This window comes from Devosia aquimaris, from assembly GCF_020169335.1.
Classification (GTDB): Bacteria; Pseudomonadota; Alphaproteobacteria; order Rhizobiales; family Devosiaceae; genus Devosia; species Devosia aquimaris.
Window position 1 is genome coordinate 2,365,701 of the sequence record NZ_JAIEZN010000001.1, and the last position, 26,836, is coordinate 2,392,536.

The following is a 26,836-nucleotide window of genomic DNA, read 5'->3' on the forward strand; positions in this document are numbered from 1 at the left end:
CGGCGAGAAATGCCACCCTAAGCCAGCCGCTCCAGCAGCTCCGGCTCCACCGCAAATTCCAGCCGTTCCCCGGCCACGAAGCGCTCGATCTCGGCGATCGCCAATTGCCCCAGCCGCAGCCGCTCGGTCCCCACCGCCCCGGCCACATGCGGCGTCAGGAACACATTGGGCAATGTATAGAGCGGCGAATCCGCTGCCGGAATTTCCGGCTCGGTCACGTCGATCACCGCATGGATGCGACCGGTCTGCAGTTCGGCGATCATCGCAGCCTCATCCACCACCGCGCCGCGCGCCGTGTTGATGAAGCAGGCGCCATCCTGCATCAGCCCGAAATGCCGCGCGCCGATCATGCCGCGGGTGCTGGGCAGAGACGGCGCATGGATCGACACCACGTCCGCGCGGGTCATCACCTCATCAAGGCTCACCAGTTCGGCATCCTCGGTCACCGGATCGCCCGGCAGCACATAGGGGTCGCTCAGCAGCACCGTGAAGTCGAACGGGCGCAACAGACGGGCCACCTTGCGCCCGATGCGCGATGCCCCCACCAGCCCCACTGTACGCTGGTAATTGCCGATCGGCGCATTGGTCAGCGCATAGCTCGACTTCCGCCCGGGATCGGCGCGATAGCGGTCGCGCAGCTCGAACATGCGCTTGTTGGAGAACAGGATCGCCGCCAGCGTATATTCCGCCACCGGCACCGCATTGGCGTCGGCCGCATGCGTCACCGCAATGCCCGCCGCATAGACCGCGGGGTCCAGCGTGTATTTCACCGTGCCTGCGGCATGCGCAATCAGTCGCAACCTGGGCGCTGAAGCCACCACGGGCGCGGTCACCATGGGGCAGCCCCAGCCAGTGATAAGAATGTCGATCTCGGCCAGCAGGGCCCGCGCCGCAGGACTATCAAATTCCTCGAGTGGCTCCCGCCTGACGATGGTGCAGCTCTGCTCCAGCCGCTCCAGTGCCGCGGCGTCGAACACATATTTGGTCTTGTCCGCCGCCATGGCGAAACCAACTTTGGGTTTCATCAGAATCGCTCCGGCACCAGGATAGCGCTGACGTCCACGCCCTGTTCGGCAAAAAGCGCCACCAGCGCATCGAGGTCCGGCGCCGCTGGCCGGCTGGCAAGCGCTGTCTCCGCGTCAGCACCGGCCGGCAACGCCAGCGCCGCCGTCACCAGTACGGTTTCACCCGCCGCGATCTCGCCGCGCAATTGCGGCACCAGCGTGCGCGCCACGACCAGATTGGTATTGGGCAGCGCCTTCAATACCCGCCCGGCTCGCTGTCCCTTGAGGTCGACAATGGCGCTGACATCGCTGGCGCTGCGCGCCACCGCCTGACCCGCCGCTTCTGTCAGCGTGTCGACATTGAGATCGGCCCGCCCGACGGCAAAACCACCTTCGGTGCCATGCAACGGCCTGGGCGTGGTGATCCTGTGCACCCGGATATGCCAGGGATTGGCCGGCAGCAGCCAGGTCTCCACCGTCACATCGCTCCAGGGCTTCCACACCGCATGGAGCCTGTCGCCAGCGATCTGGGCGACCTCATTGGTTTCGCGCACCCGATAGTGCCGCCCGTCATCCGACAGGCCCAGCGCACCGTCAAAGGCGCCCTGGTGATAGGCGCGTTCATCCACCTCCACGGAAAAGCCATAGCGGCTGGAATAGACGAACTTGGCGTATTTCTCAGCGCCGTGGCGCATCTGCCAGTTCTGCTGCCCGCTCGAGAGCGCCACCACATTGCCCGCCGTCTGCATCATCACCATGCCAGGGTGCTTGAGCGGCACGGGCGCGGGGTCAACCTCAGCGGCAACCTCGTCGGCCGTCCAGAACGGATGGCTTTCCGGCAGCGCCAGCGGCAGAAAGGCCTTCAGCGCCCAATAGGGCGAGCCGCCCGAGTTATAGCTCTCGCTCATGATCTGGCTGGGATAGCCATAGCCCACCGACAGCACGCCATTGCCATGCGCAATTGGCTTGTCGGCCCACCAGCGCAGATGCCGCAGGAACTGCCCCTTGATCTGCCCCCAGGGCAGCGCCTCCACATCGGCAAAGGCCAATGCCCCCCAGAACCCGCCGCAGGCAAAGCGATAGGTCAGGCTTCGCCCGAAGGCCAGCGTGCCGCCATCCTCGTCGAACCAGCTGGCAATATCCTTGGCAAACAGCCGCGCCCGCTCCTTGTAGGCCGCCACACGCGCCTCATCGCCCCGCGCCAGCTTGGCGTAGATCAGACCATAGAAGTGCATGGCAAAGGGAATGTAGTGGTCGATGCGCCGCACATTGCCGTCACGATACCAGCCATCACCGAGGTAGAACCCGTCCAGTTCCTCCAGATATTGCTCGGTCAGCGTGCGGTCGAACGCGACCCCGCATTCCTCCAGCCCCAGGTCGACCAGCACCCGGAAGAACTTCCAGTTGTTGTCGGCATAGTCGAAGCGCCGTGCGTGCTTGAGATAGGCCGCCAGATTGTCCTTGGCCTTCTGGCTCAGCGGCTCCCACACCAACTGCGGCACCATGCGCATGGTGAAGCCGATAGCCGCCAGCTCGACCATGCGCTGGTCGGTCGAATTGACCTGTCCCCAATATTCGGGATGCTCGGGGTCCGTGCCATTGGCCAGGCCTTGGCGATAGAGTTCCCAATGGGCGAAATCCCCGCCCCCTGCCGCCAGCGGCGTCAAGCCCCACAGCGGTCGGGCAAAGCCTTCCAGGTCCGCCGCCGCCCGGTCGAAATGCGCCGCCGCGCCGTCCACCCGCACCCGTGCCCCACCCTCGGAGAAATAGGGTAGCAGCGGCGCAAACAGGTCGCGCAGCCCCTTTTCGGTATCAGCCCTGGTCTTGAGCGGATTGCCAAACAGCGGATTTGCGGTGGCAGGATTGTAAGTCATGGGATCAAAAATTCCTGATTTCTAGACGACACGCCGCTCGCGGCAGCATGGACCACCGGAACAAGCCCGGGGGTGACGATGAATGGTGGTTCGAAGGCTCTATCCAACACTCTCTCCCGTCATTGCCCGGCTCGTCCGGGCAATCCACCGGCGCCCGCCAGCGCCGCGGAGGCCACCTGGGGCGGGTTATCCTCATAGGCGCCCTTGAGTGTGAGTGTTTCGGCAAAATGGCAGGCGGCTTCCTGGGCCGTGCCCGCAACGGGGCGCAGCACCGGTTTTTCCGCTCGGCAGCGGTCCTCGGCATATTTGCAGCGGGTGTGGAACGGGCAGCCCTTGGGTCGATTTCCCAGATAGGGGATCTCCCCGCGCAGCTCTGTGCTGCGTCCCTTGCGCCGCAGCGGATCGGCAATCGGCAGGGCCTCAAGCAGCATCTCGCTATAGGGATGGCGCGGTCGCTCGAACAGCATCTCGGTGGGCGCATTCTCCACCACATGGCCCAGGTACATCACCACCACCCGGTCGGCGATATAGTTCACCACCCCCAGATCGTGGCTGATGAAAATATAGGTCAGCCCGAATTCCCGCTTGAGGTCCTCAAGCAGGTTGAGCACTTGCGCCTGGATCGACACATCGAGCGCCGAGACCGCCTCGTCGGCAATCACCAGCTTTGGGTCCAGCACCAGCGCCCGGGCAATGCCGATGCGTTGCCGCTGTCCACCGGAAAAGGCATGCGGATAGCGCCCCACGGCCTCGGCGGGTATGCCCACCTTGGCCAGGGTGGAGATCACCTTGTCCTCCAGCGCCTTGCCCTTGGCGATCTTGTGGATCCGCAGCGGCTCGGCCACGATGTCGAACACCCGCATATTGGGGTTCAGCGAACTCATCGGGTCCTGGAAGATCATGCGAATGTCTTGTCGCCAGGGCTTGAGCTGCCGCTTGTTGAGCGCAGTCAGTTCGACGTCGCCGCCACCCAGGGGATGATAGGTCACCCGCCCGTCGCTGACCGGCTGCGCCTGGATGATGCAACGGCCCAGCGTGGTCTTGCCGCAGCCGCTCTCGCCCACAATGGCCAGCGTCTCCCCGGCCTCGACGGACAGGTTGATGTCGCTCAGCGCATCCAGCCGCCGCTCAGCGCCCAGCAACCCGCCCGACAGCGTATAGTGCTTGGAGACATGCTCCACGCGCAGCAGCGTACTCATGCCAGGGCCTCTTCGGTTTGCCGGGTCAACAGATGGCAGCGGGCGTGATGACCCTCGCCCACCACAGTGCGTGCCGGCCGTTCGCTGGCGCAGGGGCCGAAGGCATGCGGGCAGCGGCTGGTGAAAGCACAGCCCTCCGGCCGGTCCTTGGGCGCCGGCACCGTGCCCTTGATCGGATTGAGCCGCACCCGGTCGGCCTTGCGCGCCATCTTGGGGATCGAGTTCATCAGTGCCTGGGTATAGGGATGCTGCGGGGCACGGAACACGTCGAACACATTGCCCTGCTCCACCACATCGCCCAGATACATCACCGCCACCTCGTCGGCGATTTCGGCCACCACGCCCAAATCATGGGTGATGAACAGCATGGCCATGCCGAAATCGGCCTGCAATTGCCGCAGCAGGTCCAGGATCTGCGCCTGTGTCGTCACGTCCAGCGCCGTCGTCGGCTCATCGGCAATCAGCAGCCGCGGCGTGCAGGCCAGCGCCATGGCGATCATCGCCCGTTGCCGCAACCCGCCCGAGAGCTCGAAGGGATAGGCATCGGCCCGCTCTTTGGCGCCCGGAATCCCAACCTGATCCAGCAGCGCCACCGTACGGGCCCGTGCTTGCTTGCGGTTCACCCGCTCGTGGATCAGCACCATCTCGTCGATCTGGTCGCCAATCGTGTGCACCGGCGACAGTGAGCTCATCGGCTCCTGGAAGATCATGGCAATCTGGTTGCCACGAATGGCCCGCAGCGCCAGGCTGTCCGGCTTGAGCCGGGCAATATCGGTCGGCTCGCTCCCCTCGGGCTGGAACAGGATGCGCCCATGCGGAATGCGCGCATTGGCATCGAGCAGCCGCAACACGGCCCGCGCCGTCACCGACTTGCCGCAGCCGCTCTCGCCCACCAGCGCCAGCGTCTTGCCGGGGGTCAGTGTCAGGTCCACCTGCCGCACGGCCTCGATGTCGGCCTCGTCTGGCGAGGAAAAACTGATCGAGAGATCTTCGATGCGCAAGATTGGCTGCGTCATGACCGCGCCTCCATGATTGCCGGTATCCCTGCCGCGCGTCCGCGACGTGCGCCTGCCAACTGTCGGGCAGAGGTGAGGCTGGGGTTTCGAGAGCTCAGAACCATTGCACTAGCGCCCATGCGGATCGGCCGCATCGCGCAGCCCATCGCCAAAGAAATTCATCGCCAGGATGATCACCACCACGCAGATGCCGGGGGTCAAAAGCCAGGGCGCCGTGGCCAGCGTGCGGATGTTCTGCGCGTCCTGCAGCAGCGTGCCCCAGCTGACGATGGGCGCCTGCAGCCCCAGGCCAAGAAAGCTCAGCGCCGTTTCGGCCAGGATCATGCCCGGAATGGCCAGCGTCGCTGCCGCGATGATGTGGCTGGTGAAGCTGGGCACCATGTGCCGTGTGATGATGCGCCAGTCGCTGGCCCCATCGAGCCGCGCCGCCGTCACGAAATCTTCGGTTCTCAGACTGAGGAACCGCCCGCGCACCACGCGCGCCAGCTCGGTCCAGCCGATCAGGCTCAGGATCAGCGTGATGGCGAAATAGGTCTGGAGCGCACTCCAGTCCTTGGGCATCGCCGCCGCCAGACCCAGCCATAGCGGGATCGTCGGCATCGAACGGATGAATTCCACCACGCGCATCACGGCGCTGTCGAACCAGCCGCCATAGTAACCCGCAAAGCCGCCGATGATGATGCCGAAGAACAGGCTCATCGTCACCCCGGCCAGGCCAATGCTCAGCGAAATGCGCGTGCCGTGGATCAGCCGGCTCAGTAGGTCGCGACCCAGCCGGTCCGCGCCCAGGATGTAGAGTGGGTCACGCGGGTTTTCCAATCCGAAGAGCTTTACCGACATCGGGATCACCCCGGCCAGGAGGTATGGCTTGCTCGGCGCCAGGAACTGCACCGGCAGCCGCTTCTCCTCGTCGATCACGAAGGTGCGTCGCAGCGCCACCGGATCGATTTCAGTTTTGTAGCCATTCACATAGGGCCCGAAGACCCAGCTGCCGTCGTCATTCTGGGCAATGAAGTGCAGGCCCTGTGGCGGTGCATAGGTGTAGCGGGCGCTGTAGGCGCTCGGGTCGGTCGGCGCCAGGAACTCGGCCAATAGGGCCACCACATAGAAGGCGACCACGATCCACAGGCTCGCCAGGGCCAGCTTATGCTGGCGGAAGCGGCGCCACATCAGGCCCATCTGGCTCTCGCGGCCCGATCGCTTGGCGCGTGCTGCGGCGGCACCGGATGTGCTCATGCTGGTCTCGGCCATTTACTTGCTCCCGTAGCGGATACGCGGGTCGATCCAGGCCAGCAGAATGTCCGAGATCAGCGTCCCGACCACCGTCAACACGCTCAGCAGCAGGATGATCGCACCGGCCAGATACATGTCCTGGGTGGTCAGCGAGCGCAGCAGCATCGGGCCGGCCGTAGGCAGGTTCATCACCACCGAGACAATCACCGAGCCCGACACCAGCGCCGGCAGCAGCCAGCCGATGGTCGAGACCAGCGGATTGAGCGCCAGGCGCACCGGGTATTTGAGGATCACCTTCCATTCCGGCAGGCCCTTGGCCCGGGCTGTGGTGACATAGGGCTTCTTGAGCTCGTCCAGCAGATTGGCGCGCAGGATACGGATCAGCTCGGCCGTCCCGCTCGTCGCCAGCACCAGCACCGGAGCCCAGGCATGGGTGAAGAAGTCCCAAAGCCGCGGCAGGCTCCAGCGCGCCGTCTCGAACTCGGGCGAGAACAGCCCGCCCATGGTCGTGCCGAACCACACATAGGCCAGATACATCAGGATCAGCGCGAAGAAGAAATTGGGCACGGCCAGGCCGATGAAGCCGGCGATTGTCGCCAGATAGTCGCCCAACGAATACTTGCGCACCGCCGCATAGATGCCGATGGGCAGAGCGATCAGCCACATCACCAGCACCGCCAGGCCCTCGACCATCACCGAATTACCCAGCCGGCCCCAGATCAGCTCCCACACCGGGCGCTTCCACTCAAAGCTGTGGCCGAAATTGCCCTGCACCACGCCGGTGATCCACTTGAAGTACTGAATGTAGAATGGCTGGCCCAGTCCATACTGGTTGCGCAGGTTCTCGATTACGCGCGGGTCCACCTGATCCCCGGTGGCCGACAGGGAGGCGATATAACTGGTCAGATAGTCGCCGGGCGGCAGCTGGATGATCGCGAACGCCACGATCGACACGGCGATCAGGGTCAGCACCATGACGATCGTGCGTCGGATGATGAAGGAAAGCATGGCTGGGCCCTTGCTGGAATTCTGGAGGTCCCTCGCGGCAAATGCTGCCGCGAGGGAGGCTGACGGGGGGGAGGTCCCGCCGGTGTTATTCGAAGTACCAGGTCACCGGATCCATCGGCGCCGGGGTCGGGAACAGCCACGCGTTGAACATTGTCTCAGGCGCGTTCTTGAGGTTGTTCCGGATGATCGAATAGGAGTTCGGCATCAGGCTCACCCCGATCACCGGGAACTCTTCCTTGGTGATCGCCAGCACTTCGCGGAACAGCCGTGCCCGTTCTTCCGGATCGCCGGAGGCACGGACCTGGTTGTAGAGGTCCATCTGCTTCTTGGCCCAGTCGAGCGGTTCTTCGGCGATTTCCGGGCGCGTGCCGTTGAACCACTGCGCCCAGCGATAGGCCCAGACCGATTCATCGCTGAAGGGGAAGTAGTAGCGCGGCTCCTGCAGCGCCTCGATGCCACCGTCACCGGCCCACACCTGCGCATCGAACTCACCGGCCGGGCGCTTTTCGTAGAACAGCGTGCGGTCGATATTGTTCAGCTCGATCTCGACGCCGGCGGCGCCCAGCTGCAGCTGCATGATTTCGAGCATGTCGATCCATTCCGGACGCAGCGCCGAAATGACGTCGACCGTGATCTTGGCCGGCTGGCCATTGCTCATCAGATAGATGCCGTCGCCGTTCTTTTCGGTCAGCCCGGCGGCAGCGAAGTGTTCGGCGGCCTGGTCGGGATCGAACTCGGTGTACTGCTTGGCCAGCGATTCATCATAGAACTGGCTTTCCGGGCGCGGCGCCACCTGGAAGGGCTCGCCCTGGCCGGTGAACACCACATCGATGATCTCGGCCCGGTCGATCGCATAGGACAGGCCGATGCGGAAATCCTTGTTCTGGTAGAGCTCGCGCTTGACCGGATCGAGGTGGTTGAGATTGAGCTGCAGCACCAGCGTGTTGGATGCAGAGGGGATAACCTCGCCCAGATGGTAGCCGCCGGCCTCCTGGCCATCGAAGAACAGGGGCTTGTTCACATTGGTGGCAATGTGGCGCTCCTGGAAGTCGATCTCGCCATTGAGGGCAGCCAGGGTCAGTTCCTCAACACCGCCCTGGCTCACGCGCATGTCCAGATTGTCGATATAGGGCAGCTGGTTCCCTTCTGCGTCGACCTTCCAGTAATAGGGATTGCGCTTCCAGGTCACGCGCTGTGCATTGGCCGTCAGCGGCTGGTCGATTACCCAGCCATAGAGCGTAGGCAGGTCGGGATTGGCAAAACGGATGGTTTCCCAGCCCCAGGCGCAGCGGTCCTGCAGATAGAGTGCCCAGCTCGAAAAGCCCTTGGCTTCGGCTTCGGCGGCTGCATTCTCATTGTAGGCGGGGTGGAACTGGCTGCAGTACTTCTTCTGCAGCGAGGTGATGTGGATGCCGTCCGTGGAGGCCTGCTGCTCCATGAACATGCCGTTCGGCTTGCCGAAGATGAACTTGAAATTATAGGCATCGATGACCTCGAGCGTCACCGGATTGTTCTTGTTGTCGATCCAGCTGCCGGCCGCATAGTCCGGGTCCTGGTACATCTGCACGGCAAAGGCGATGTCCTCGGTGGTGAACGGCGTACCGTCCGACCACTTCACGCCCTCGCGCAGCTTGAAGGTATATTCGGTGGCGTCGGCATTGACCTCCCAGCTCTCGGCCAGGTTGGGCAGCACGCCCTTCCATTCGTGGTCGTAACGGACCAGCCCTTCATAGGCGACGGTCTTGACGATCAGGCCGTTGTCGCCGCCGCCATTCATGCCCATGCGCCATGTGCCGCCATAGCTGCCGATACTGTCGGCCTCCACCACCAACGGATTGGCCGGCAGGCGCTCCTCAAGCGGCGGCAGCGCACCGCTGGCCACCATCTCTTCAAGCGCCGGAGCCTGTCCCGCGCCCAGCGCCACGCCGACACCGGCCACCAGGGCCGCCACCGCCACTGCGCCTGCAAGGCCAAGCCGTCTTGGCCCGCGCCGCATCAATACTTCATGCCTCATCTCGTTCCTCCCTTGTCCGGCCAGCGTCTGCCCGGGTTCTCCAATTGGCGCCGGACGGCAGTCCGACAGCCACTCTCCTCAGTGTGCCGGTGCGTGCACCGGCGCCCGCGCTCGTTCAGAGCGGCGAGATTTCAAGCGCCACCAGTCCGGTCTTGGTGGGCTGGCGTGGGCTGAACAGCACCCGCGTCAGATCCACCGAAGGCGCATATTGTTTTTCCTGATTGGCATGATGCTCGCTGAGGACGCTGATCTGCTGCGGATCGAACCGCACCACCACCCCGCCGCCGGCTGTGCCGATCCGTACATGGCCCTCTGCTATGTCCACGGCCAGCGGCGTCACCAGCACCGACTGGAAAGCCCCCGCCTCCGCGGCAAAGCCAAACCGGTCCTCGAGCAAGACCTTTCCGCCCGGCACCGTCCGGTCCAGCGTCACGCTGCGCACCAGCGTCTCGATGCCCGCTTCTGACGGATAGGCCGCAGCCATGTCGAACTGGAGGGTATCGGCGTCCGGCCGATGGTCATGGGCAAGCACGGTCGCGCAATGCGCCGCGCCCTCGGCCTGTTCGAAGCCATTGACCACCGGCACCGAATGGCCGCGCGAACTGGCGAACAGGTTCTGGTAGCGCTCGGGTCCGAAATAGGCCTTCGAATAGCGACCCCGACCAGGGTCCGTCAGCGCCACCTTGCCGCCACTCACCACGATCAGCGAGCCGACGTCATTCTGGTTGTGCATCTCGTCATTGTGCCCGGCCTTGACCGCCAGGCGCAGCGATGCCGGCTCGGCCGGGTCAAGCCGGCTGATCATCCACCCCATGTCGCCGAACCAGTCGTGCAACTCTCCCCCAAATCCGGCTCCTGAGCGGGGCAGTGGCGAGACGAACTGGCGCAGGGGCCACACGAACTGATTGAAACCGCGCACTGTGAAGTCGTTGGTCATGCCCAGCCCGGTCAGGCCCGGCAGGTCGAGCCGCCTGGCCAGATAGCTCAGCAAACCAGGCGGAAACTGCGGCTGGCTGTCAGAATCCGAGAAGCTTGCCCACACGCCCGGCGCCATCATCGTCCTGAGCGGGAACCGGGCGATTTCACCCACCAGGTCGTCGTCCATCAGGTCGATCTGGCCACCCGTCCGCGCCGCCAGCAGCTCGGCCAGAACCACATAATTTCCAAAGCCGTAGGACCAGTAGTCCGGCCCTTCGGACGATCCGCCCTGGCTGTCGAAGGTCTCGAGATAGTCGGCCAGGCTATGCAGTCCGCGCGTGATGATCCGTGCCAGCCGGTCGCTGTCGGCCTCCAGATAGCAGGCCGCGCCCACCACTCCGGCGACACACACCGCTGTCCAGTTGTTCACGGCCTTTTCCGGCGTCGGATGCAGCCACCACAGATCGTCCCGGTTGAGAAACGGCCCGATGGCCCGTCGCTCGACCTCGGTTCGCAGCCGCGCGCGCAGCTCAGGCGAAAGCCGCGAGCCAACGAGATAATCCAGCTCGGCCATATCCAGCGCCGACATGGCCGCAGCCAGGTCAAGCGTTGGCCGATCGGTCGGGTCGAGCAGCCGCGCATGCGCCGGCCAGGCCCAGTTGGTCTCCTCCAGCCGCGCCCAGGCCAGGTCTTCGATGGCATCGACGAACGCGCCTTCACCCGCCAGCCATTCCGCCAGCGTCAGCCGATAGAGCATCTGCCGGCGCTCACGCTGAGCATCCTCATAGCCCTCGCGTCGCCCGGTGCGGGCGAACTCGCGATAGAGGCTTGCTGGCAAACCAGGAATTGGCGCCGCAGCATCCGCGCGGGCCGCCTCCATCAGAGCCGCGACGGCCGCATCACCAATCCCGGCGGCAACGCCCGCAGCATCCTGCGGAAACGGCGCAAAGACTGGCGCCGCTTCCAGCACCATGCGCACATGCCTGACGTTCCAGCGTCGCAAATCCAAGAGCCGCTCTCCTCGTCGCAGGATCATGCGGCCACCAGGGCCGTCTTGAGATCGCTGCTGCAGGAAAGCCTATTTCACAAATTGCACTGGTTCAAGCAATTTGCGCAATTCGCGCAATAAACGCAATTTTGTTCATTTTGCGTCGTACGAACAAGACCATAGCCTGTCGAAATGCCCCCGAGAGCATTCATAGACCACATCACTCGCACCGAAAAAAAGAGCCCGAAAGCGGCCGCTCGAACTCAGGCGCCCACCTGGGACACGGTCTCGCCTTCGACCATGGTGACGCCGACCTGCAATTGCTGCACGCTGGTTTCGCCTTCCATGCGCTGGGCCAGGAGCCGGATGGCACTACGCCCGATCGCTTCGCGGTCCACACGGATTGTGCTGAGCCGCGGCGTTGCCATACCAGCGAGCGGCAGATCGTCGAAACCTATGATCGAAAAGCCATCTGACAGCGGACTATCCGGCCCATAGATGCCTTCGAGCATCTCCACTGCGGCAATGTCGTTCCAGCTGAACAGGGCCGTCACATCGTATTTGCCAGCCAATAGATCAGCCAGCAATTCGCGGGTCTCGCTGGTGGCCGTGTTGACAATAACTCCTTGTGCGCCAGGGGTTGCGGCTATTGCAGCCTCGAACCCGCGCTGCCGCTGCAGGATCGTCGGGCGATAACGGTGAGTATAATGCAGGATGCGCCGGTGTCCCGCATCGAGCAGGCGCTGCGTCGCGAGATATGCGCCGTAGAAATTGTCCGGACAGACGGAACTGAACCGCATCTGCGGATCGCTACCATTGACCAGCACCGCCGCGATATCGGCCTCGGCACACCACTGCGCCAGCTCGTCCCCGGCGTCGATTCCCGCCAGCAACACCCCGGACGCATCGGCCTGGTCGATCTGCTTTCGGATCAGGTCGAGCGTCACCATGCGCTCGTTGATCAGCCGCACGTCCAGCACCATGCCGGCCTCGGCTGCCTGCTGGCGCATGCCTTCGACAATACCGAAATAAAAGCCCGACAAGCCGCTGGTGGCGCTCCCCAGCGGCACCAGCGCCACGGCCCGTTTGTCACCGGCCGAAACGCCGGTGATATGCTTGGATTTGTAGCCCAACGCCCGCGCCATGCGCTGCACATCGCGCCGAACGACCTCGCTGATGCCGATCTCATTGGCCAGCGCGCGCGACACCGTACTCACCGAAACGCCCAGTCGTTCGGCGATGTCAGCCTGGTTTGCTCGCTTCTGCGGGGCCATGTTCATTCTCGCGCTATTCAACAATGCAATATTTGCATTTCTTGCGCTGCACAAGACCCCGCTTGGCGTTTTCCCTAGGGTTTGAAACGCTCGCCCAGCCAGGCCATCTGGGCCCGCTCCTGGAACGGCCCGCCACCCTCGTGATTGTTGAACTCATATTCGACAATGCTCTTGTCCGCCCCGGCATAGGCGTTGAAGGCGCCATAGACCGTTGAGGGCGGGCAGATGTCGTCCATCACGGCCACCGAGAACAGCGTCGCGGCCTTGGCCTGGCGAGCAAAGCAGACCCCGTCGAAATAACGCAGCGTCTCGAACACCTGGGCCTTCTTGTCCCGATGCTGCGCCAGAAAGCGGACGATTTCGCCATAGGGGTCGCGGCCGGCCTTCTGCACCGCCCGCGGGAAGTCACAAAGGAAGGGAACATCAGGCATCGCTGCCTTGACGCGTGGGTCGATCCCCGCCACGGCCAGCGCAATGCCGCCGCCCTGGCTGCCGCCGCACACCGCAATCCGCTCGGCATCGATCGCCTCATGGGTCACCAGCGCATCGATTGCCCGCACGCCATCGGTGAACACGCGCCGATAATAATAGTCAGCCTTGTCCAGCACGCCCTTGGTCATCACGCCCGGCAGGGAGGCCGTCGAGCCCACCGGGTCCGCCGTGGCGCCCGTGCTCCAGCCGCTGCCCTGCCCGCGTGTGTCCATGCGGAAATAGGCATAGCCCGAGGCCGCCCAATGCAGTTGCTCATGCGGAAACCCCCGCCCGCCTCCGTAGCCGACATATTGCACCACCAGAGGCAGCTTGCCGCTGCGCTGGGTCGGCAGCACCAGCCAGCCCTTGACCGGATGCCCGCCGAAACCGGGATAGGTGACGTCATAGACCTCCACTGCACGCAGGCTCGTCTCGGCGCGCACCATGCTCACGGCCCCGCCTACGGCACGGGCTTCGGCAATGGTTTGAGCCCAGAAGTCGGAGAAGTCGCCGGGCGTCTCGACGCTGCTGGCATAGGCGCCCAGTTCGGGCTGAATCAGATCTGGAAATGGCATGACAGACTCATGGCTGAAAACGGCAGCACCATGCACGGGCCCGAACCGCTTTTCCAGCGACTCCAGCACAACCGCTGCTCTGGCATTTGCTGCCATCGAGCCACATGTTGCACCGTTGGACGCCGCCCCGAACTTTGCCAATCCGCTCAAGCGCCAGGCAAAACGGCTGGAAACAACAAGGCCCGCCATCCAAGACTGGACAGCGGGCCTGTTAAGAGGCTGAATTTCTTCAGCAAATTTGGTAGCGAAGCCCAGATTTGAACTGGGGACACACGGATTATGATTCCGCTGCTCTAACCAACTGAGCTACTCCGCCATAGGCGTTGCGCGGCTGAATGCTCAGCGCGGCGCATCTGCGGTCTATTTAGGTTTGGCCCTTCCGCCTGTCAAGCGGCTTGCCGTCCCGTGCAGCATCATCTTGGTTTGTTCAACAATCGACACCGGTCTGTCATGATTGGACCGCTGCCCAAAGCCATCCGACGGCACTACATCTGCAGCAACGCGAACGTCATCGACCCCAATGCACAGGAGACAGATCATGACTCTCGAACTGGGCGGCATCCACCACCTCACCGCCGTAACGGCCCAGGCCAGCAAGAACCTGGCCTTCTATACCCAGACCCTGGGCATGCGGCTGATCAAGAAGACCGTCAATCAGGACGATACCACCGCCTATCACCTGTTCTATGGCGACGGCGTTGCCTCGCCGGGCGCAGACCTGACCTTCTTTGACTTCGACACCGGGCGCGAACAGCGCGGCAATCACACCGTCAGCCGCACCGGCCTGCGCGTGGATAGCGAAGACAGCCTCAAATGGTGGAAGGATCACCTGCAGAGCAAGAATGTCGGCACATCCGCGATAAAGGAACGCAATGGCCAGCTCTCGCTCGATTTCGAGGATTTCGAGGGCCAGCGCTTCCGCATGGTCATCGACGCCGCCAACAAGGTCGTGCCCTGGGCCAAGTCGCCCGTTCCTGCCGAGCGGCAGATCATCGGTCTGGGCCCCATTTCGCTGGCCGTGCCGCGGCTTGACCGCACCGAGGCCGTGCTGACCCAGGTGATGAACATGCGCAAGATCCGCACCCATGCCATGACCAGTCATACGCCCGAAACCCATGTCTTCGAAATGGGCCCCGGCGGCCCCGGCGCCGAGCTGCATGTGGTGGTCGACCCCACCCTGCCCCCGGCCCGCCCCGGCGCCGGCGGGGTGCACCATGTCGCCTTCCGCACACCGGATCAGGATAGCCTGCGGCTCTGGATCGAGCGCGTCACCCGCGCCGGCATCCGCTCCTCGGGCGAGGTCGAGCGCTTCTATTTCACCTCGCTCTATTTCCGCGAGCCCAATGGCATCCTGTTCGAGATTGCCACCGACGTCCCCGGCTTTGCCGCCGACGAGCCGATGGAAACCCTGGGCGAAAGCCTCGCGCTGCCGCCCTTCCTCGAGAGCCGCCGCGCCAGCATCGAAGCCAATCTCAAGCCGCTGGTCTAGCAGCAACACAAGCGACAGCGGACGAACAACGGATTGAAAAAGGGGGCCAGGTGGCCCCCTTTTGCTGTGTCAGTCCGTTGCGCAGTTCTCGCCGCTGCAATCGGCCGCCCCGCCATCATCGGCGTCCGGCTTGAGCAGGCTGGCGGTCTTGACCAGGCCGACGAACTCCGCCCGATACCCCCCCTCGTCGACGCCCTTGGCCGATTGTGCCAGAGCCGCAATGTCCGACCAATCCATGCTGCCACCATAGACACTGCCTTTGAGCTTCTGCCCGAACGCGGCAACCGCAGCGGCGAAGCGCATATCATCCCCGACATCGGCAATATCGCCATAGACGAGGTCCGGCGTCACCGGCGCCTCAATCAACTGGCTGACATCGCTGTCGGGCAGCTTGTAGCGCATCTTGAGAAAGCCGATCTCTGTCGCATCACCTGCCTGCGCTGCTGACTCGGCCCCGCCATAGCGCAAGGGATCGACCAACCCGCCACCAGCGCTCACCGGGGTGATTTCATAGAGCGCCGTCACCGTCGTTCCCGCGCCCACGTCCCCTGCATCCACCGCGTCATTGTTGAAATCCTCGCGGTTGAGCATGCGCGTCTCATAGCCGATCAGGCGATATTCGCTGACCACCGCCGGGTTGAATTCGATCTGGATCTTCACATCCTTGGCGATCATGTCGAGCGTGCCACCCAGCTCTTCGACCAGCACTTTCTGGGCCTCGCGGAAGCTCGAGATATAGCTGGCATTGCCATTCCCGTTCTGCGCCAGCGCCTGCATGGTCGCATCGTCGAGATTGCCACGACCAAAGCCCAGCACCGACAGCGTCACCCCGCTCTGGCGCTTGGCCGCGATGAAGGCCTTGAGCCTTTCGGGATCATCAATGCCGACATTGAAATCGCCATCGGTGGCCAGGATGACCCGATTGGTGCCGTCAGCCACCTTGGCCTCTTCGGCCAGCCGATAGGCCAGTTCGATCCCCTCGGCGCCCGCCGTGCCGCCACCGGCAGCAAGATCGTCCAGCGCCGAGAGGATGCGCGCCTTCTGCGCCGCCTTGGTCGGCTCCAGCACCACCCCGGCCGAGCCGGCATAGGCCACGATCGACACCGTGTCCTGATCGCCCAACTGATCCACCAGCAGCCCAAACGCCCGCTTCAGCAATGGAAGCTTGTCGGCTTCGTCCATAGAGCCTGACGTATCGATCAGGAACACCAGATTGCTCGGCTTGTGCACGCCATCGGCCGGCGGCACATAGCCCTTGATGCCGATTTGCAGCAGCTCTGTCTTGGGATTCCACGGCGTCGGGAATACCGCCATCGTCGGCTTGAATGGCGCATCGGCGCTGGTCGCGGCCGGATAGTCATAGGGGAAATAATTGACCATCTCCTCGATGCGCACGGCGTCGGCCTCGGGCATGTAGCCATCCTCCAGCGCCCGCCGCACATAGCTGTAGCTGGCGGTGTCGACATCGATGGAGAAGGTCGAAACCGGCTCCTCGGCAACCACCTTGAGCCGCTGTTCGTCGAAGCTCGCGAAGCTGTCGCCCGAAAGCGCATCCATCGGTGACGCCAGTGTGGTTGGTGACGGCGCGCCGGCCACCATCTTGGCCGCTGGCGCCATGGACTCCTGCATCCTCTGCGGCGCGATGGCGGCGCTGCTGACCGCAATGTTCTCGGCGGGGCTCGGGGCGACCGGCAGGGGCAATGGCGCCGGCTCGGCTGATACCACAGCCTCGGAAGCATCCGCCTCGGCGGTTGCCTCTTCCTTGTCCTGCTGCGCGACCGCGAGGTCAGCCGTCGTGATTGCCGGCGCATCATCGGCCGGGATCGGGACCACCGGCGTTGCCGCAACCGTCTTGGCCGGCGTGGCACCACCCGGCGTCAGCGCGGTGGTCGAATAGAGCTGATAACCCAGTGGCAGCAGCAACAGGGCAACGGCGGCCGTGCCCAGGGGATAGCGCAGGTCCATGATCGAATTCCCTTTCAAGGAAGTGATGATGGACCTCAGACGCGCGCCGAAGCCGTTGCCTTTGGTTGGTGCTGTGCTTTTTTGTTGCTCCGCTGCAAAAGCCGCCATGCCGGCCGCCAGCGCCCGCCTGCGCGCCGCGTCACCGGCCGGCGGCACCTGGCCGCTCTTGAGCGCGTCGAAGGGATCAGGGTTCATCTTGTCACTCATAGCAGCCCTCTCAGGGTCTTGCGGGCCTGGTGGACATGGAACGACACGGTGGCTTCCTTGATGCCCATGATCTCGGCCGCAGCCGCGTGGCTCATGTCTTCGGCATAGACCAGCAGCACGGCGTCGCGCTGCTGCTCGGGCAGGCGGCGCACCGCATCCCACAGGGCTTGGTGCGCCAGCCCGTCTTCCTGTTCCGGTCTTTGACTGTCCGGCGCCAATTCGGCATAGGCATCGGCATGACGCCCGCGTCGCTTACCGGCCCGCTGCATGTCGCGCACCATGTTGAGCGTGATGCGGAACACCCAGCTTGAGAAAGCCGAGCGCCCGTCAAACTGGGCAATCACGCTCCCCAGCTTGACGCACACATCCTGCGCCACATCCTCGGCATCGCTGCGATTGCCGCACCATTTCCACGCCGTGCGATAGATACGGTCATACTGGTCGGCGAGCAGTTCGCCGAACGCCTCGGCGTCGCCGTTCTGGGCGCGCACCACCAGGGCCCGCGTCAGCGCCTCGCCGGCCTCCTCCGCCCCTGCGGCAGTCAGTCCCATTACCAAGCCATGCACCTGCCGAGCCTTACCTCTGGACCCATTCTAGTGCTAAGACGCCGCCAGCGCGGCCATCCTTTGGCGGCGAGCAAAGATTTTTTCGGAGTGCCTGATGGAAGAGCCCAAGCTGAGCCCCTTCGCCCTCACCCGCTCGCGCGTCGTGCTGCTCGTGCTCGGCGCCGTGCTGGTGCTGATCGTCATTTCCACATCCATGGGCGGGCTGAGCTCCTATCAGCAGCTCAAGGAGGCGGCCAACGCCGCCAAGGCCGGAACGCCCGACATTGGCGCGCCGGCGAACACCGTCTCGCCCTGATCGCGCCTAGGCCGCGAAAACCTGCGGCACCGCCTCGGCAATAAAGCCGCCGCCAAGCACTTCTGATGTCGCCGTGTCGTCAGCGTAGAATACGCAGGCCTGGCCCGGCGAAATGCCATATTCGCCGCTCACCAGCGTCACGAACACCTCGCCATCCCGGCTCTGGATCACCGCCGGCTGCGGGCCACGGGTCGACCGCACCTTGACTTCGACGGGCGCGCCATTGCCGGCCGTCAGTTGGGCCAGCGGGATACCACCCAGCCAGTTGACGTCGCGCAGACGCACCGTGTGGGTCTTGAGCGCTTCGCGCGGTCCAACGATCACCCGGCCCGTCTTGTGCTCGAGCTTGATGACATAGAGCGGCTCAGCCGCTGCCACGCCCAGGCCCTTGCGCTGGCCGATGGTGTAGTTGACGATGCCCTCATGGGTGCCCAGCACGCGGCCATCAAGATGCACGATCTCGCCCTTGGCAACGGCCTCGGGGTGCATCTTGCGGATGATGTCGGCATATTTGCCCTGCGGCACAAAGCAGATGTCCTGGCTGTCGTGCTTGTCAGCGATCTCGAGCCCCATCTCCCGGGCCAGGTCGCGCACTTCGGCCTTGCCCATGCCGCCCAACGGAAAGCGCAGATAGTCGAGCTGCTCCTGCGTGGTGGCAAACAGGAAATAGGTCTGGTCGCGGTCGCCGTCGACCGGGCGGAACAGCTGTCGCCGGCCGTCTTCGCCAAGCCTGGACTGCACATAATGGCCGGTCGCAAGGGCATCGGCCCCCAGTTCCTGCGCCACCGCCATCAGGTCCACGAACTTGACCGACTGGTTGCAGGCGATGCAGGGCACCGGCGTTTCACCCTGCTGATATGCATTGGCGAACGGCGCGATCACGCTCTTTTTGAAGCGCTCTTCATAGTCCAGCACATAGTGGGGAATGCCCAGCGTCGCCGCCACCCGGCGCGCATCATGGATGTCCTGACCGGCACAGCACGCGCCCTTCCGGTGCGTTGCCTCGCCATGGTCATACAGCTGCAGGGTCACCCCCACCACGTCATAGCCCTGCCGGGCCAGAAGGCCCGCGACAACAGAGGAATCCACGCCACCCGACATGGCCACGACGACGCGCGTGTCCTGGGGGCGCTTGGCAATATCAAGCGAGTTCAGCATCAGATCAGGATCCGGTTGGGTTCAAGGGCCAGCGGACGAAAGTCGCCGCTGCATAGCGCCTTCCCCATCCGCTCGCAAGTTTTGCCCGGCAAGTCTTGCCGCATGGCAGCCGCGCTCCCGATGACGACAACCCGGCACTCGTCCGCAAACCACTGATGCAATGTAATTTCTTGCCCTTCCCCCGACTTGGCAAGGCTCTTGCATTGATAGGGCTGGATTAGTCCCCTTTTCGCGAGTTGCGCCGTGGTATCTCATTTGACCGTAACGCCCAGCACTGCTTCAGGTGCCCCTGCACGCGCCTTCAACGCCCAGGCGGGCGGAGACGACGCGCCGGCCACCGATGGGACCTTTGCTGCTTTGCTCGGCAATATGGCAAAGGCCGACAAGGGCGCACGCTCCGGCATGGCCGGGATGATCGATGCAGCGCTCGAGAGCCTGTCCAAATTTACCCAGGCAGGCGGCGCCGACGCCGAAACCCAGGACGATCAGCCGGCTGACCCCCAGGCCATCGCCGCCGTCATCGATGCGCCGGTTGCCATCAAGGGCGACATCGACGCCAAGGCGACATTCGCCAGCCTGATTCACGACCTCTCGAGCCTCAAGCAGAGCCTTGACGCCGGCGAGCCGGTCGATCCGGAGCTGCTCAAGCGCATCGACACCGCGCTCGATGCCCTCGGCGCCAAGTTCGACATCGACCTGGGTAGCGATATTGGCAACGCCGCCGACGATGACGCCCTCAAGGCCCTGCTGGCGGTCACCGCTGACGACGCGACGCCCAAGGCCGAAGTGACCAAGTCTCTGGCGCCGCTGGTGGAAGCCCTGCGCGCAGCAAGCGCCGCCAATGCCTCCGCCCAGGCGACCACTGAAGTGGTCCACCCCGGCCAGCTCCAGGCGGTCAGCAACAAATTGCAGGCGCTTCTTCAGGCACTCAACGGCAAGGCCGAGAAATCGGTCGATCTGGCGGCCCTTGGTCTTGCTGACAACGCCGCGCCCGACGCCGAGCTGACTGCAGCCCTGGCCAAGCTCACGAGCAGCACTGCCAAGGTCGAGCCAAGCGCCACGGTCCCCACGCTGGCTACCCCCAGCCTCAAGCTCACCGAACCCACGCTTACGGGCAAAGGCGAAGCGCAGCCCACGCCTGCCGCCACGCCTGCAGAGACCAGCAGCGACAGCGCCAGCGCCGTTAAGCCCGCGGCCACGCCCGTGGTCGCCGCCGACACCGGCAGCAATTCCGGCAAGGGCAGCGACACCCCGGACAAGTCCGACAAGCCGTCCGATGCCAAGCCGCTCGACGCCAAGGCCAGTGCCATGGCGGCCGCCGCGGCCGACAAGCCCGTCGACACCCAGCCGCCCGCGCCCAGCCAGCCGGCGCAGGTCGCCCGTGTCGATGCTGTGGCGCCGCGCGTCGTTCAGGCCGGCTATCAGACCAGCCAGCAGCAAATCAACCTGCCCCAGATTGCCTTCGAACTGGTCCGCCAGGTCAATGATGGCAATGCCCGCTTCCAGATGCGGCTTGATCCGCCCGAACTGGGGCGCATCGACGTCAAGCTCGACATCGGCGCCTCCGGTCACGTCAAGGCTCACCTGGTGGTCGACAAGGCCGAAACGCTCGATCTCATGCAGCGCGACCAGCGCGCACTGGAACGCGCTCTGCAGCAGGCCGGGCTCGACAGCGCCAAGACCAATCTCGAATTCTCGCTGCGTCAGAGCCCGTTCAGTGGCGGCCAGCAGCAGGGACGCGACCAGCAGGAGAACGCCTTTGGCTTGCAGGGCCAGGCGAAAGACACCGTCGAGGACGTCCCGCCCACCATCAATTTGTACCGCGCGAGCCTTTCGGCCAGCGGCGTCAACATCATCGCGTAAGGAGTAGGTACCATGGCAGTCAGCGGCGTATCAGGATCCGGCACCTCAACCGCAACAAGCTCGGCACGCGCCGGCATTGCGGATAATTTCGATACCTTTCTGAACATCCTTACCACCCAGCTGAAGAACCAGAACCCGCTCGATCCGCTGGATACCAACCAGTTCACCCAGCAGCTGGTGCAGTTCAGTGGCGTCGAGCAGCAGCTCAAGACCAATGAATTTCTTGAGACACTGATGCTGGCCGGCCAGAACACCGCCAAGTCGGACGCCGTGTCCTACATCGGCAAGGAAGTCACCTCGTCCGGCAAGACGGGCGAGCTGACCGACACCGACCCGGTGTTCTGGGCCTATAGCGCCGACGCCAACGCGGCCAACTCGACGGTCACGATCAAGGATTCCAACGGCCAGGTGGTTTATACCCAGACCGGGCCGATCAGTGCCGGGCCGGGCACCTTCCGCTGGGACGGCAAGGGCAGCGATGGCAACGTCAAGCCCAATGGCGTTTATACCATCGATATCAAGGGCAAGGACGCCAACGGCAAGGACGTCAAGATCAGCACGGCCTCGATCGGTATCGTCACCGCTGTGGACTTCACCAGCGACATCCCGGTGCTCACCGTCGGCAGCCGCCGTGTCTCCATCACGGACGTCACCGACGTGCGCATCCCCGATGTTACGGCAGCCGACCCCGAGGCCTGATACCCTTCTGTCAGCCTGCTTGGCGCCCCCGCAAGCGGGGGCGTTTCTGTTTGCGAAAACTTGAAATCAATCCTTTGATATTCAAGCCCATTCTTAACCTGTTGTAAGCATCCCCTTAGTCGAATTTTAAGGCCGTTGGCCTACTCTCTCAGCATATGGTCAGGTTGAGTAGAGAGTAAAATGACCGTACAAATGCGTCCTCGCGTTAAGTACGTTATCGGACCGGACGGAAGTCCGCTCACGATTGCAGACCTTCCCCCCGCCAATACGCGGAGGTGGGTCATCCGCCGTAAAGCCGAAGTCGTCGCAGCAGTGCGCGGCGGTCTGCTCAGCCTTGAAGAGGCCTGCGACCGTTACACGCTGAGCGTCGACGAATTCCTGAACTGGCAGGCCGCTATCGACAAGCATGGACTTGCCGGGCTGCGGACCACTTGGATCCAGCACTACCGCGAAGGCTGAGCCGCAAGGCTCTTGAGCTCAGACATTTCAAAGCCCGCCCGGAGACATCCGGGCGGGCTTTGCTGTTCATCTCGCCTCAGGGTGTAGCAGGCGTTACCCAGGGGGCCGCCGCCGGCCGCTCGATCATGCGCCGATAATAGGCTTCCGAAGCCGGCATTGGCGCATGCTCGAATGGAATTGCGAACCACCGGTGCAGGCCCAGCGTAATGCAGATGTCTGCCAGCGAGAAATCGCTGCCCACCACGAATTCGCCGCCCTTGGCAAGGTGCGCCTCGATAATGGCCATCTTGCCCGTCCAGACTGCAATATTCTGCGCCAGGGCACCGGCATCGTCATAGCCGGCTTCTTTGCGGATAATCGCCCGCAGCGGATACCCCCAGTGCGAACTCATCTCATTGTTTTGCCATAGCACCCACTGCATGGCATGCGCCTGCTCACGGCTGTCCCGGGGCAGCAGGGCACCATTGCCATAGACCTGGTTGATGTACCCCAGAATGGCGATGCTCTCCCACAGCACGAAGTCGCCTTCGATCAGCACGGGAACCTGCGCATTGGGATTCAGCGCCAGAAATTCGGGGACCTTCGGATCGCGCAACGGCAGACCCCAGTCCTCCCGTTCATACTCGACACCCAACTCGTCGAGCGCCCATAGCGCCTTGCGGACATTGATCGAGGTGATCCGCCCCAGCAGTTTCAGCATTTTTGGTACCTTTGGTTTACCCAGCCCGGCAATTTATGCCGGAATTCGCATTCTGGCACCAAGAGTTAAGATTATGTTTACCATCCGCTAGGTAATTTTTGCCCAGCGACCGTCACGCCCCCTGCGTTGATCCGGTCCAGTTGGAATCGAGTGCCGGCGTGGAAAATTTCTCCCAGCTCATCAGTCGTATCGGTTTGCCGCGCCTGGCCGCGATGGCAACTGTTGCCGTGCTGATGATGGGCTTCTTCGCCTTCCTCATCCTGCGCGCCCAGACCCCCAACCTGGCCCCGCTCTATACGGGTCTGAGCCTGGAAGATTCCTCTGCCATCCTGTCCGAACTGCAAACGCAGAACGTCCCCTACGAGCTGCGTGGAGATGGCGACACGATTCTGGTGCCCCGCGACCAGATCACCACCCTGCGCATGAGCCTGGCCGGTTCGGGTCTCCCCACCCGCGGCCAGGTCGGTTACGAGATCTTCGATCAGCAGTCGACGCTGGGCGCCACCAGCTTTGTCCAGAACATCAACAATGTGCGGGCGCTGGAAGGCGAACTGGCCCGCACCATCAACTCTCTCAATCGCATCAAGTCCGCCCGCGTGCATCTGGTCCTGCCCGAGCGCGCCCTGTTCCAGCGCGAGCGCCAGGACCCGTCTGCATCGATCGTTCTGTCCGTGCGCGGCGAACTCTCCAACGGCGAGATCCAGGCCATCCAGCATCTGGTCGCCTCAGCCGTCGAAGGTCTCAAGCCTTCTCTGGTGTCGATCGTCGACGATCAGGGCAACCTGCTGGCCTCCGGCACGGGCGACGAGCAGGACGCCCTGGTGGGCCAGGGCGCCGAGCGCACCCTGAGCTTTGAGAACATGCTGCGCACGCGGGTCGAGGACATGCTGGCCAATGTGGTGGGCGCCGGTCGTGCCCGCGTCGAGGTCAGTGCCGAGATCGACTTCAACCGCTCCACCACCACCCAGGAAACCTTCGACCCCGAATCGCAGGTCGTGCGCTCCAGCCAGGTTCGTGAAACCCAGAACATCACTGGTGCGACCAATGGCCAGGTAACTGTGGCAAACGAGCTGCCCGGCGCGTCCGGCGCTGCCGGGACGGGCGCCACCGATCAGGGCACCTCGACCGAGGAAGTCACCAACTACGAAATTTCCAAGACCACCCAGACCGCCGTCACCGAAGCCGGCGCCGTCAAGCGCCTCTCGGTCGCTGTGGTGGTCGATGGCGTCTATACCGACGATGGCTCGGGCAATCTGACCTATACGCCCCGCACCGCCGATGAGGTCTCCCAGATCCTGACGCTCGTGCGTTCCGCCGTTGGCTATTCCGAAGCGCGTGGCGACACGGTGGAAGTGGTCAACATGCAGTTTGCTGAACGGCCGGGCCTGGCCACGCCGGGCACTGATGGCGCCGGCGGCCTGCTCGACTTCACCCGGGATGACCTGATGAACGGCGCCGAAATGGCTGTGACCCTGCTCATCGCCCTGGCCCTGGTGTTCTTCGTCATGCGCCCCCTGCTCAAGAAGGTGCTGACCCCCGAAACCCAGCCGCTGGCCCTGCCCACCGCCGCCGAAGTGGGCCACCACGGCGTCGTCGGCGCCAATGGCGAAGTCATCGCCGAACAGGACGAGACCCCGCGCGACAAGACGCCGGCCTGGGTCAGCAACGCCAAGTCCATGGGCGAGACGCAGCTGCAGACGCTCAAGACCGTGGGCACCCTCGTCGAAGAAAACCCCAAGCAGGCCGCGCTCATCGTGCGCGACTGGCTGGGTAGTGCAGCGTAAGTCCCATGGCAGTCGTACCACAATCCACCGAACAGTCCGAACCCGGCTCCAGCCAGCTGGTCGTCAGCAACACCAGCCAGCAGCGCGTCCTGAGTGGCGACGAAAAGGCTGCCGCGCTGCTGCTGGCGCTCGGACCGGACTATGGCAAGCCCATCTTTGACGAACTCGACGAGCTCGAAGTCAAGCAGCTCAGCCGCGCCATGGTGCGTTTGGGGCCGATTACCCAGGACATGCTCGACGAGCTGATGATCGAATTCGTCACCACCATCTCCTCGAACGGTTCGCTGGCCGGCAATACCGATTCCACCGAGCGCCTGCTGCTGAGCTTCCTCAGCCAGGACAAGGTCGATTCCATCATGGAAGAGATCCGTGGCCCGGCCGGCCGCAACATGTGGGAGAAGCTTTCCAACGTTCAGGCCGACGTGCTGGCAGCCTATCTCAAGAACGAATATCCCCAGACCATCGCCGTGGTCCTGTCCAAGATCGCCACCGACCACGCCTCCAAGGTCCTGGCGGTGCTGCCCGAGGAACTGGCCATGGAAGTGGTCACCCGCATGCTGGGCCTCGATCCCGTGCAGAAGGACATTCTCGAAAAGATCGAGAACACCCTGCGCACCGAATTCATGTCCACGCTCAACCACTCCAAGCGTCGCGACAGCCACGAGCAGATGGCCGAAATCTTCAACTCCTTCGATCGCCAGACCGAAGCGCGCTTCATCACCACGCTCGAAGAGCAGAGCCGCGACGACGCCGAGCGCATCAAGGCCCTCATGTTCACCTTCGAGGATCTGGCCAAGCTGGAAACCTCGGCCATCCAGACCCTGCTGTCGCGCATGGACAAGAAGGAACTGGCCATGGCGCTCAAGGGCGCCAACGAGACCATCAAGGAAACCTTCTTCAACAACATGGCCACCCGCACAGCCAAGCTGCTCAAGGACGACATGGAGGCCATGGGCCCCGTGCGCCTCAAGGATGTCGACGAAGCCCAGGGCCGCATGGTCTCCACCGCCAAGGATCTGGCGGCCAAGGGCGAGATCGTCATCCTCAAGACCAAAGCCGACGACCAGATGGTGGCATAAGTGGCTCAACCCGCACGCTTCACCTTCGATCTGGACATGGGCACGCGCAGCACGGCGGCGCCCGCCAAGGCCACCGTACCCGAGGATCTGGTCGCCCAGCTCGTGGCCCAGGCGCGCGAAGAGGCCTATGCCGAAGGCATGGCCGCCGGCGAGCGCAATTCCACCGCCATGGCCGCCCAGACGCTGGCCTCTGCCGCCGCCGCATTGGCCACCCACACCGCCGAAATGGCGGCCGCGCTCGATGACGCCACCAACCAGGCGCGGCGCGAGGCCATTGAACTGGCCGCCACCGTTGGCCGCAAGCTGGCGCTGCATCTGCTCGCCCGCTTCCCCACGCTCGAACTCGATGCGCTGATCGCCGAATGCATGCAGAGCCTCAATGGCGTGCCGCACCTGGTGATCCGCTGCCACCCCTCCATTGCCGACGGCATCCGCGACGTCGCCACCGCCCATATGCAGACCTCCGGCTTCTCGGGCCGCCTCGTCGTCATGGGTGATCCCGATCAGCGCGTCGGCGACGGCAAGCTGGAATGGGTCGACGGTGGCCTGGTGCGCGACATTGCCGCCGTTTCCAAAGACATCGACCGCAAGATTTCTGCCTATCTGGCCGCCAAGGCTGGCGCGGGCAAAGCACAGGAGAGCAGCCCATGAGCGCTTCCGACAACGAACCCGGCACCGACGAGGGCCTCAGCTTTGAGGAAATGCTCGCAACCGTGAAGGACGACGCGCCCGAACCCCATGTCGAGCGCACTGCAGCCGACCTTGAGGCCGTTTTCGACGTCCCGGTGCGCATTTCCGTCGTGCTGGGCCGCACCAAGATGCCGGTCTCCGAACTGCTCAAGCTCGATACCGGCACGGTCATCGAACTGGATCGCCAGGTTGGTGAAGCCGTCGAGATCTTCATCAACGAGCGCCTCGTCGCCCGCGGTGAAATCGTGCTGGTCGAGTCCAAGCTCGGCGTCACCATGACCGAAATCATCAAACCGCAGTAAAGGAGC

General features: G+C 63.8%; 23 protein-coding genes and 1 tRNA gene. 9 read left to right on the forward strand and 15 right to left on the reverse strand.

All coding sequences use genetic code 11. The features are described from left to right. Nucleotides 1-17: 17 nt before the first annotated feature. From K1177_RS11345 to K1177_RS11395, 11 genes are all read right to left on the reverse strand, one after another. The gene (locus K1177_RS11345) at nt 18-1,028 is read right to left on the reverse strand and encodes a hydroxyacid dehydrogenase (protein ID WP_224703742.1); all 1,011 of its coding nucleotides are present in this window, start codon (nt 1,026-1,028) and stop codon (nt 18-20) included. Further along, nucleotides 1,025-2,878: a DUF2264 domain-containing protein gene (locus K1177_RS11350; RefSeq protein WP_224703408.1), complete on the reverse strand. Its 1,854-nt coding sequence runs from the start codon at nt 2,876-2,878 to the stop codon at nt 1,025-1,027. Before K1177_RS11350 ends, K1177_RS11345 begins: the two co-directional genes overlap by 4 nt. A gap of 119 nt (nt 2,879-2,997) precedes the next feature. Next, nucleotides 2,998-4,077, reverse strand: a complete 1,080-nt coding sequence (locus K1177_RS11355) for an ABC transporter ATP-binding protein (protein WP_224703409.1) — start codon at nt 4,075-4,077, stop codon at nt 2,998-3,000. Beyond that, nucleotides 4,074-5,093: an ABC transporter ATP-binding protein gene (locus K1177_RS11360; RefSeq protein WP_224703410.1), complete on the reverse strand. Its 1,020-nt coding sequence runs from the start codon at nt 5,091-5,093 to the stop codon at nt 4,074-4,076. The genes K1177_RS11355 and K1177_RS11360 overlap by 4 nt, the downstream gene beginning before the upstream one ends. Before the next feature lie 108 nt (nt 5,094-5,201). Then, complete coding sequence (locus tag K1177_RS11365; protein ID WP_137153001.1) at nt 5,202-6,344, reverse strand: ABC transporter permease; 1,143 nt, start codon at nt 6,342-6,344, stop codon at nt 5,202-5,204. Beyond that, the gene (locus tag K1177_RS11370; protein WP_224703411.1) at nt 6,345-7,334 is read right to left on the reverse strand and encodes an ABC transporter permease; all 990 of its coding nucleotides are present in this window, start codon (nt 7,332-7,334) and stop codon (nt 6,345-6,347) included. A gap of 85 nt (nt 7,335-7,419) precedes the next feature. Next, nucleotides 7,420-9,348 (reverse strand): ABC transporter substrate-binding protein, encoded by a 1,929-nt coding sequence (locus K1177_RS11375; RefSeq protein WP_224703412.1) that lies wholly within the window; start codon nt 9,346-9,348, stop codon nt 7,420-7,422. Nucleotides 9,349-9,463: 115 nt separating this feature from the next. After that, a complete protein-coding gene (locus K1177_RS11380; protein ID WP_224703413.1) occupies nt 9,464-11,275 on the reverse strand; it encodes a heparinase II/III domain-containing protein in 1,812 nt (603 codons plus the stop codon). Nucleotides 11,276-11,517: 242 nt separating this feature from the next. Beyond that, a complete protein-coding gene (locus K1177_RS11385; protein WP_224703414.1) occupies nt 11,518-12,534 on the reverse strand; it encodes a LacI family DNA-binding transcriptional regulator in 1,017 nt (338 codons plus the stop codon). Nucleotides 12,535-12,602: 68 nt separating this feature from the next. Continuing rightward, complete coding sequence (locus K1177_RS11390; protein WP_224703415.1) at nt 12,603-13,574, reverse strand: acetylxylan esterase; 972 nt, start codon at nt 13,572-13,574, stop codon at nt 12,603-12,605. 239 nt (nt 13,575-13,813) lie between these two features. Continuing rightward, nucleotides 13,814-13,890, reverse strand: a tRNA-Met gene (locus K1177_RS11395). Nucleotides 13,891-14,112: 222 nt separating this feature from the next. On the opposite strand from K1177_RS11395, the gene K1177_RS11400 reads away from it, so the two are divergent. Then, the gene (locus K1177_RS11400) at nt 14,113-15,063 is read left to right on the forward strand and encodes a ring-cleaving dioxygenase (RefSeq protein WP_224703416.1); all 951 of its coding nucleotides are present in this window, start codon (nt 14,113-14,115) and stop codon (nt 15,061-15,063) included. A gap of 69 nt (nt 15,064-15,132) precedes the next feature. On the opposite strand, the gene K1177_RS11405 is transcribed toward K1177_RS11400, so the two are convergent. Beyond that, nucleotides 15,133-17,028 (reverse strand): vWA domain-containing protein, encoded by a 1,896-nt coding sequence (locus tag K1177_RS11405; RefSeq protein ID WP_224703417.1) that lies wholly within the window; start codon nt 17,026-17,028, stop codon nt 15,133-15,135. 203 nt (nt 17,029-17,231) lie between these two features. Further along, nucleotides 17,232-17,786: an RNA polymerase sigma factor gene (locus K1177_RS11410; protein WP_224703418.1), complete on the reverse strand. Its 555-nt coding sequence runs from the start codon at nt 17,784-17,786 to the stop codon at nt 17,232-17,234. Between the two features lie 109 nt (nt 17,787-17,895). On the opposite strand from K1177_RS11410, the gene K1177_RS11415 reads away from it, so the two are divergent. Then, a complete protein-coding gene (locus K1177_RS11415; RefSeq protein WP_224703419.1) occupies nt 17,896-18,096 on the forward strand; it encodes a hypothetical protein in 201 nt (66 codons plus the stop codon). A 6-nt stretch (nt 18,097-18,102) separates the two neighbouring features. Here the strand turns inward: K1177_RS11415 and mnmA are convergent, their stop codons facing one another. Next, nucleotides 18,103-19,254, reverse strand: a complete 1,152-nt coding sequence (gene mnmA, locus K1177_RS11420) for a tRNA 2-thiouridine(34) synthase MnmA (protein ID WP_224703420.1) — start codon at nt 19,252-19,254, stop codon at nt 18,103-18,105. Nucleotides 19,255-19,509: 255 nt separating this feature from the next. Here mnmA and K1177_RS11425 point away from each other — a divergent pair, with 255 nt between their 5' ends. From K1177_RS11425 to sciP, 3 genes are all read left to right on the forward strand, one after another. Then, a complete protein-coding gene (locus K1177_RS11425) occupies nt 19,510-21,117 on the forward strand; it encodes a flagellar hook-length control protein FliK (protein WP_224703421.1) in 1,608 nt (535 codons plus the stop codon). Nucleotides 21,118-21,129: 12 nt separating this feature from the next. Then, nucleotides 21,130-21,816 carry a flagellar hook assembly protein FlgD gene (locus K1177_RS11430; protein ID WP_224703422.1) on the forward strand — a complete coding sequence of 229 codons (687 nt, stop codon included), beginning with the start codon at nt 21,130-21,132 and terminating at the stop codon, nt 21,814-21,816. A 180-nt stretch (nt 21,817-21,996) separates the two neighbouring features. After that, nucleotides 21,997-22,275, forward strand: a complete 279-nt coding sequence (gene sciP, locus K1177_RS11435; protein WP_035102845.1) for a CtrA inhibitor SciP — start codon at nt 21,997-21,999, stop codon at nt 22,273-22,275. Nucleotides 22,276-22,351: 76 nt separating this feature from the next. Here the strand turns inward: sciP and K1177_RS11440 are convergent, their stop codons facing one another. Next, entirely contained in the window at nt 22,352-22,975 is a 624-nt protein-coding gene (locus K1177_RS11440) for a glutathione S-transferase family protein (RefSeq protein WP_224703423.1), read from the reverse strand. A gap of 158 nt (nt 22,976-23,133) precedes the next feature. Between K1177_RS11440 and fliF the strand changes: the two genes are divergently transcribed. Genes fliF through fliN form a run of 4 tightly spaced genes read left to right on the forward strand, consistent with a single transcriptional unit; the run spans nt 23,134 to nt 26,830 of the window. Next, the gene (gene fliF / locus K1177_RS11445; protein WP_318153292.1) at nt 23,134-24,759 is read left to right on the forward strand and encodes a flagellar basal-body MS-ring/collar protein FliF; all 1,626 of its coding nucleotides are present in this window, start codon (nt 23,134-23,136) and stop codon (nt 24,757-24,759) included. A 5-nt stretch (nt 24,760-24,764) separates the two neighbouring features. Beyond that, nucleotides 24,765-25,838 carry a flagellar motor switch protein FliG gene (fliG, locus tag K1177_RS11450; protein ID WP_224703424.1) on the forward strand — a complete coding sequence of 358 codons (1,074 nt, stop codon included), beginning with the start codon at nt 24,765-24,767 and terminating at the stop codon, nt 25,836-25,838. Beyond that, a complete protein-coding gene (locus tag K1177_RS11455; protein ID WP_224703425.1) occupies nt 25,839-26,489 on the forward strand; it encodes a FliH/SctL family protein in 651 nt (216 codons plus the stop codon). Between the two features lie 50 nt (nt 26,490-26,539). After that, nucleotides 26,540-26,830 (forward strand): flagellar motor switch protein FliN, encoded by a 291-nt coding sequence (gene fliN / locus K1177_RS11460; protein ID WP_137153430.1) that lies wholly within the window; start codon nt 26,540-26,542, stop codon nt 26,828-26,830. Nucleotides 26,831-26,836 lie beyond the last annotated feature (6 nt).

What these genes read in the sequence shown, in the direction of transcription:
- K1177_RS11350 (WP_224703408.1), bottom strand. Translation starts at nt 2,878, where the DNA reads ATGACTTACAATCCTGCCACCGCAAATCCGCTGTTTGGCAATCCGCTC.
- K1177_RS11355 (WP_224703409.1), bottom strand. Translation starts at nt 4,077, where the DNA reads ATGAGTACGCTGCTGCGCGTGGAGCATGTCTCCAAGCACTATACGCTG.
- K1177_RS11360 (WP_224703410.1), bottom strand. Translation starts at nt 5,093, where the DNA reads ATGACGCAGCCAATCTTGCGCATCGAAGATCTCTCGATCAGTTTTTCC.
- K1177_RS11365 (WP_137153001.1), bottom strand. Translation starts at nt 6,344, where the DNA reads ATGGCCGAGACCAGCATGAGCACATCCGGTGCCGCCGCAGCACGCGCC.
- K1177_RS11370 (WP_224703411.1), bottom strand. Translation starts at nt 7,334, where the DNA reads ATGCTTTCCTTCATCATCCGACGCACGATCGTCATGGTGCTGACCCTG.
- K1177_RS11375 (WP_224703412.1), bottom strand. Translation starts at nt 9,348, where the DNA reads ATGAGGCATGAAGTATTGATGCGGCGCGGGCCAAGACGGCTTGGCCTT.
- K1177_RS11385 (WP_224703414.1), bottom strand. Translation starts at nt 12,534, where the DNA reads ATGAACATGGCCCCGCAGAAGCGAGCAAACCAGGCTGACATCGCCGAA.
- K1177_RS11390 (WP_224703415.1), bottom strand. Translation starts at nt 13,574, where the DNA reads ATGCCATTTCCAGATCTGATTCAGCCCGAACTGGGCGCCTATGCCAGC.
- K1177_RS11400 (WP_224703416.1), top strand. Translation starts at nt 14,113, where the DNA reads ATGACTCTCGAACTGGGCGGCATCCACCACCTCACCGCCGTAACGGCC.
- K1177_RS11405 (WP_224703417.1), bottom strand. Translation starts at nt 17,028, where the DNA reads ATGGACCTGCGCTATCCCCTGGGCACGGCCGCCGTTGCCCTGTTGCTG.
- K1177_RS11410 (WP_224703418.1), bottom strand. Translation starts at nt 17,786, where the DNA reads ATGGGACTGACTGCCGCAGGGGCGGAGGAGGCCGGCGAGGCGCTGACG.
- K1177_RS11415 (WP_224703419.1), top strand. Translation starts at nt 17,896, where the DNA reads ATGGAAGAGCCCAAGCTGAGCCCCTTCGCCCTCACCCGCTCGCGCGTC.
- mnmA (WP_224703420.1), bottom strand. Translation starts at nt 19,254, where the DNA reads ATGCTGAACTCGCTTGATATTGCCAAGCGCCCCCAGGACACGCGCGTC.
- K1177_RS11430 (WP_224703422.1), top strand. Translation starts at nt 21,130, where the DNA reads ATGGCAGTCAGCGGCGTATCAGGATCCGGCACCTCAACCGCAACAAGC.
- sciP (WP_035102845.1), top strand. Translation starts at nt 21,997, where the DNA reads ATGACCGTACAAATGCGTCCTCGCGTTAAGTACGTTATCGGACCGGAC.
- K1177_RS11440 (WP_224703423.1), bottom strand. Translation starts at nt 22,975, where the DNA reads ATGCTGAAACTGCTGGGGCGGATCACCTCGATCAATGTCCGCAAGGCG.
- fliG (WP_224703424.1), top strand. Translation starts at nt 24,765, where the DNA reads ATGGCAGTCGTACCACAATCCACCGAACAGTCCGAACCCGGCTCCAGC.
- fliN (WP_137153430.1), top strand. Translation starts at nt 26,540, where the DNA reads ATGCTCGCAACCGTGAAGGACGACGCGCCCGAACCCCATGTCGAGCGC.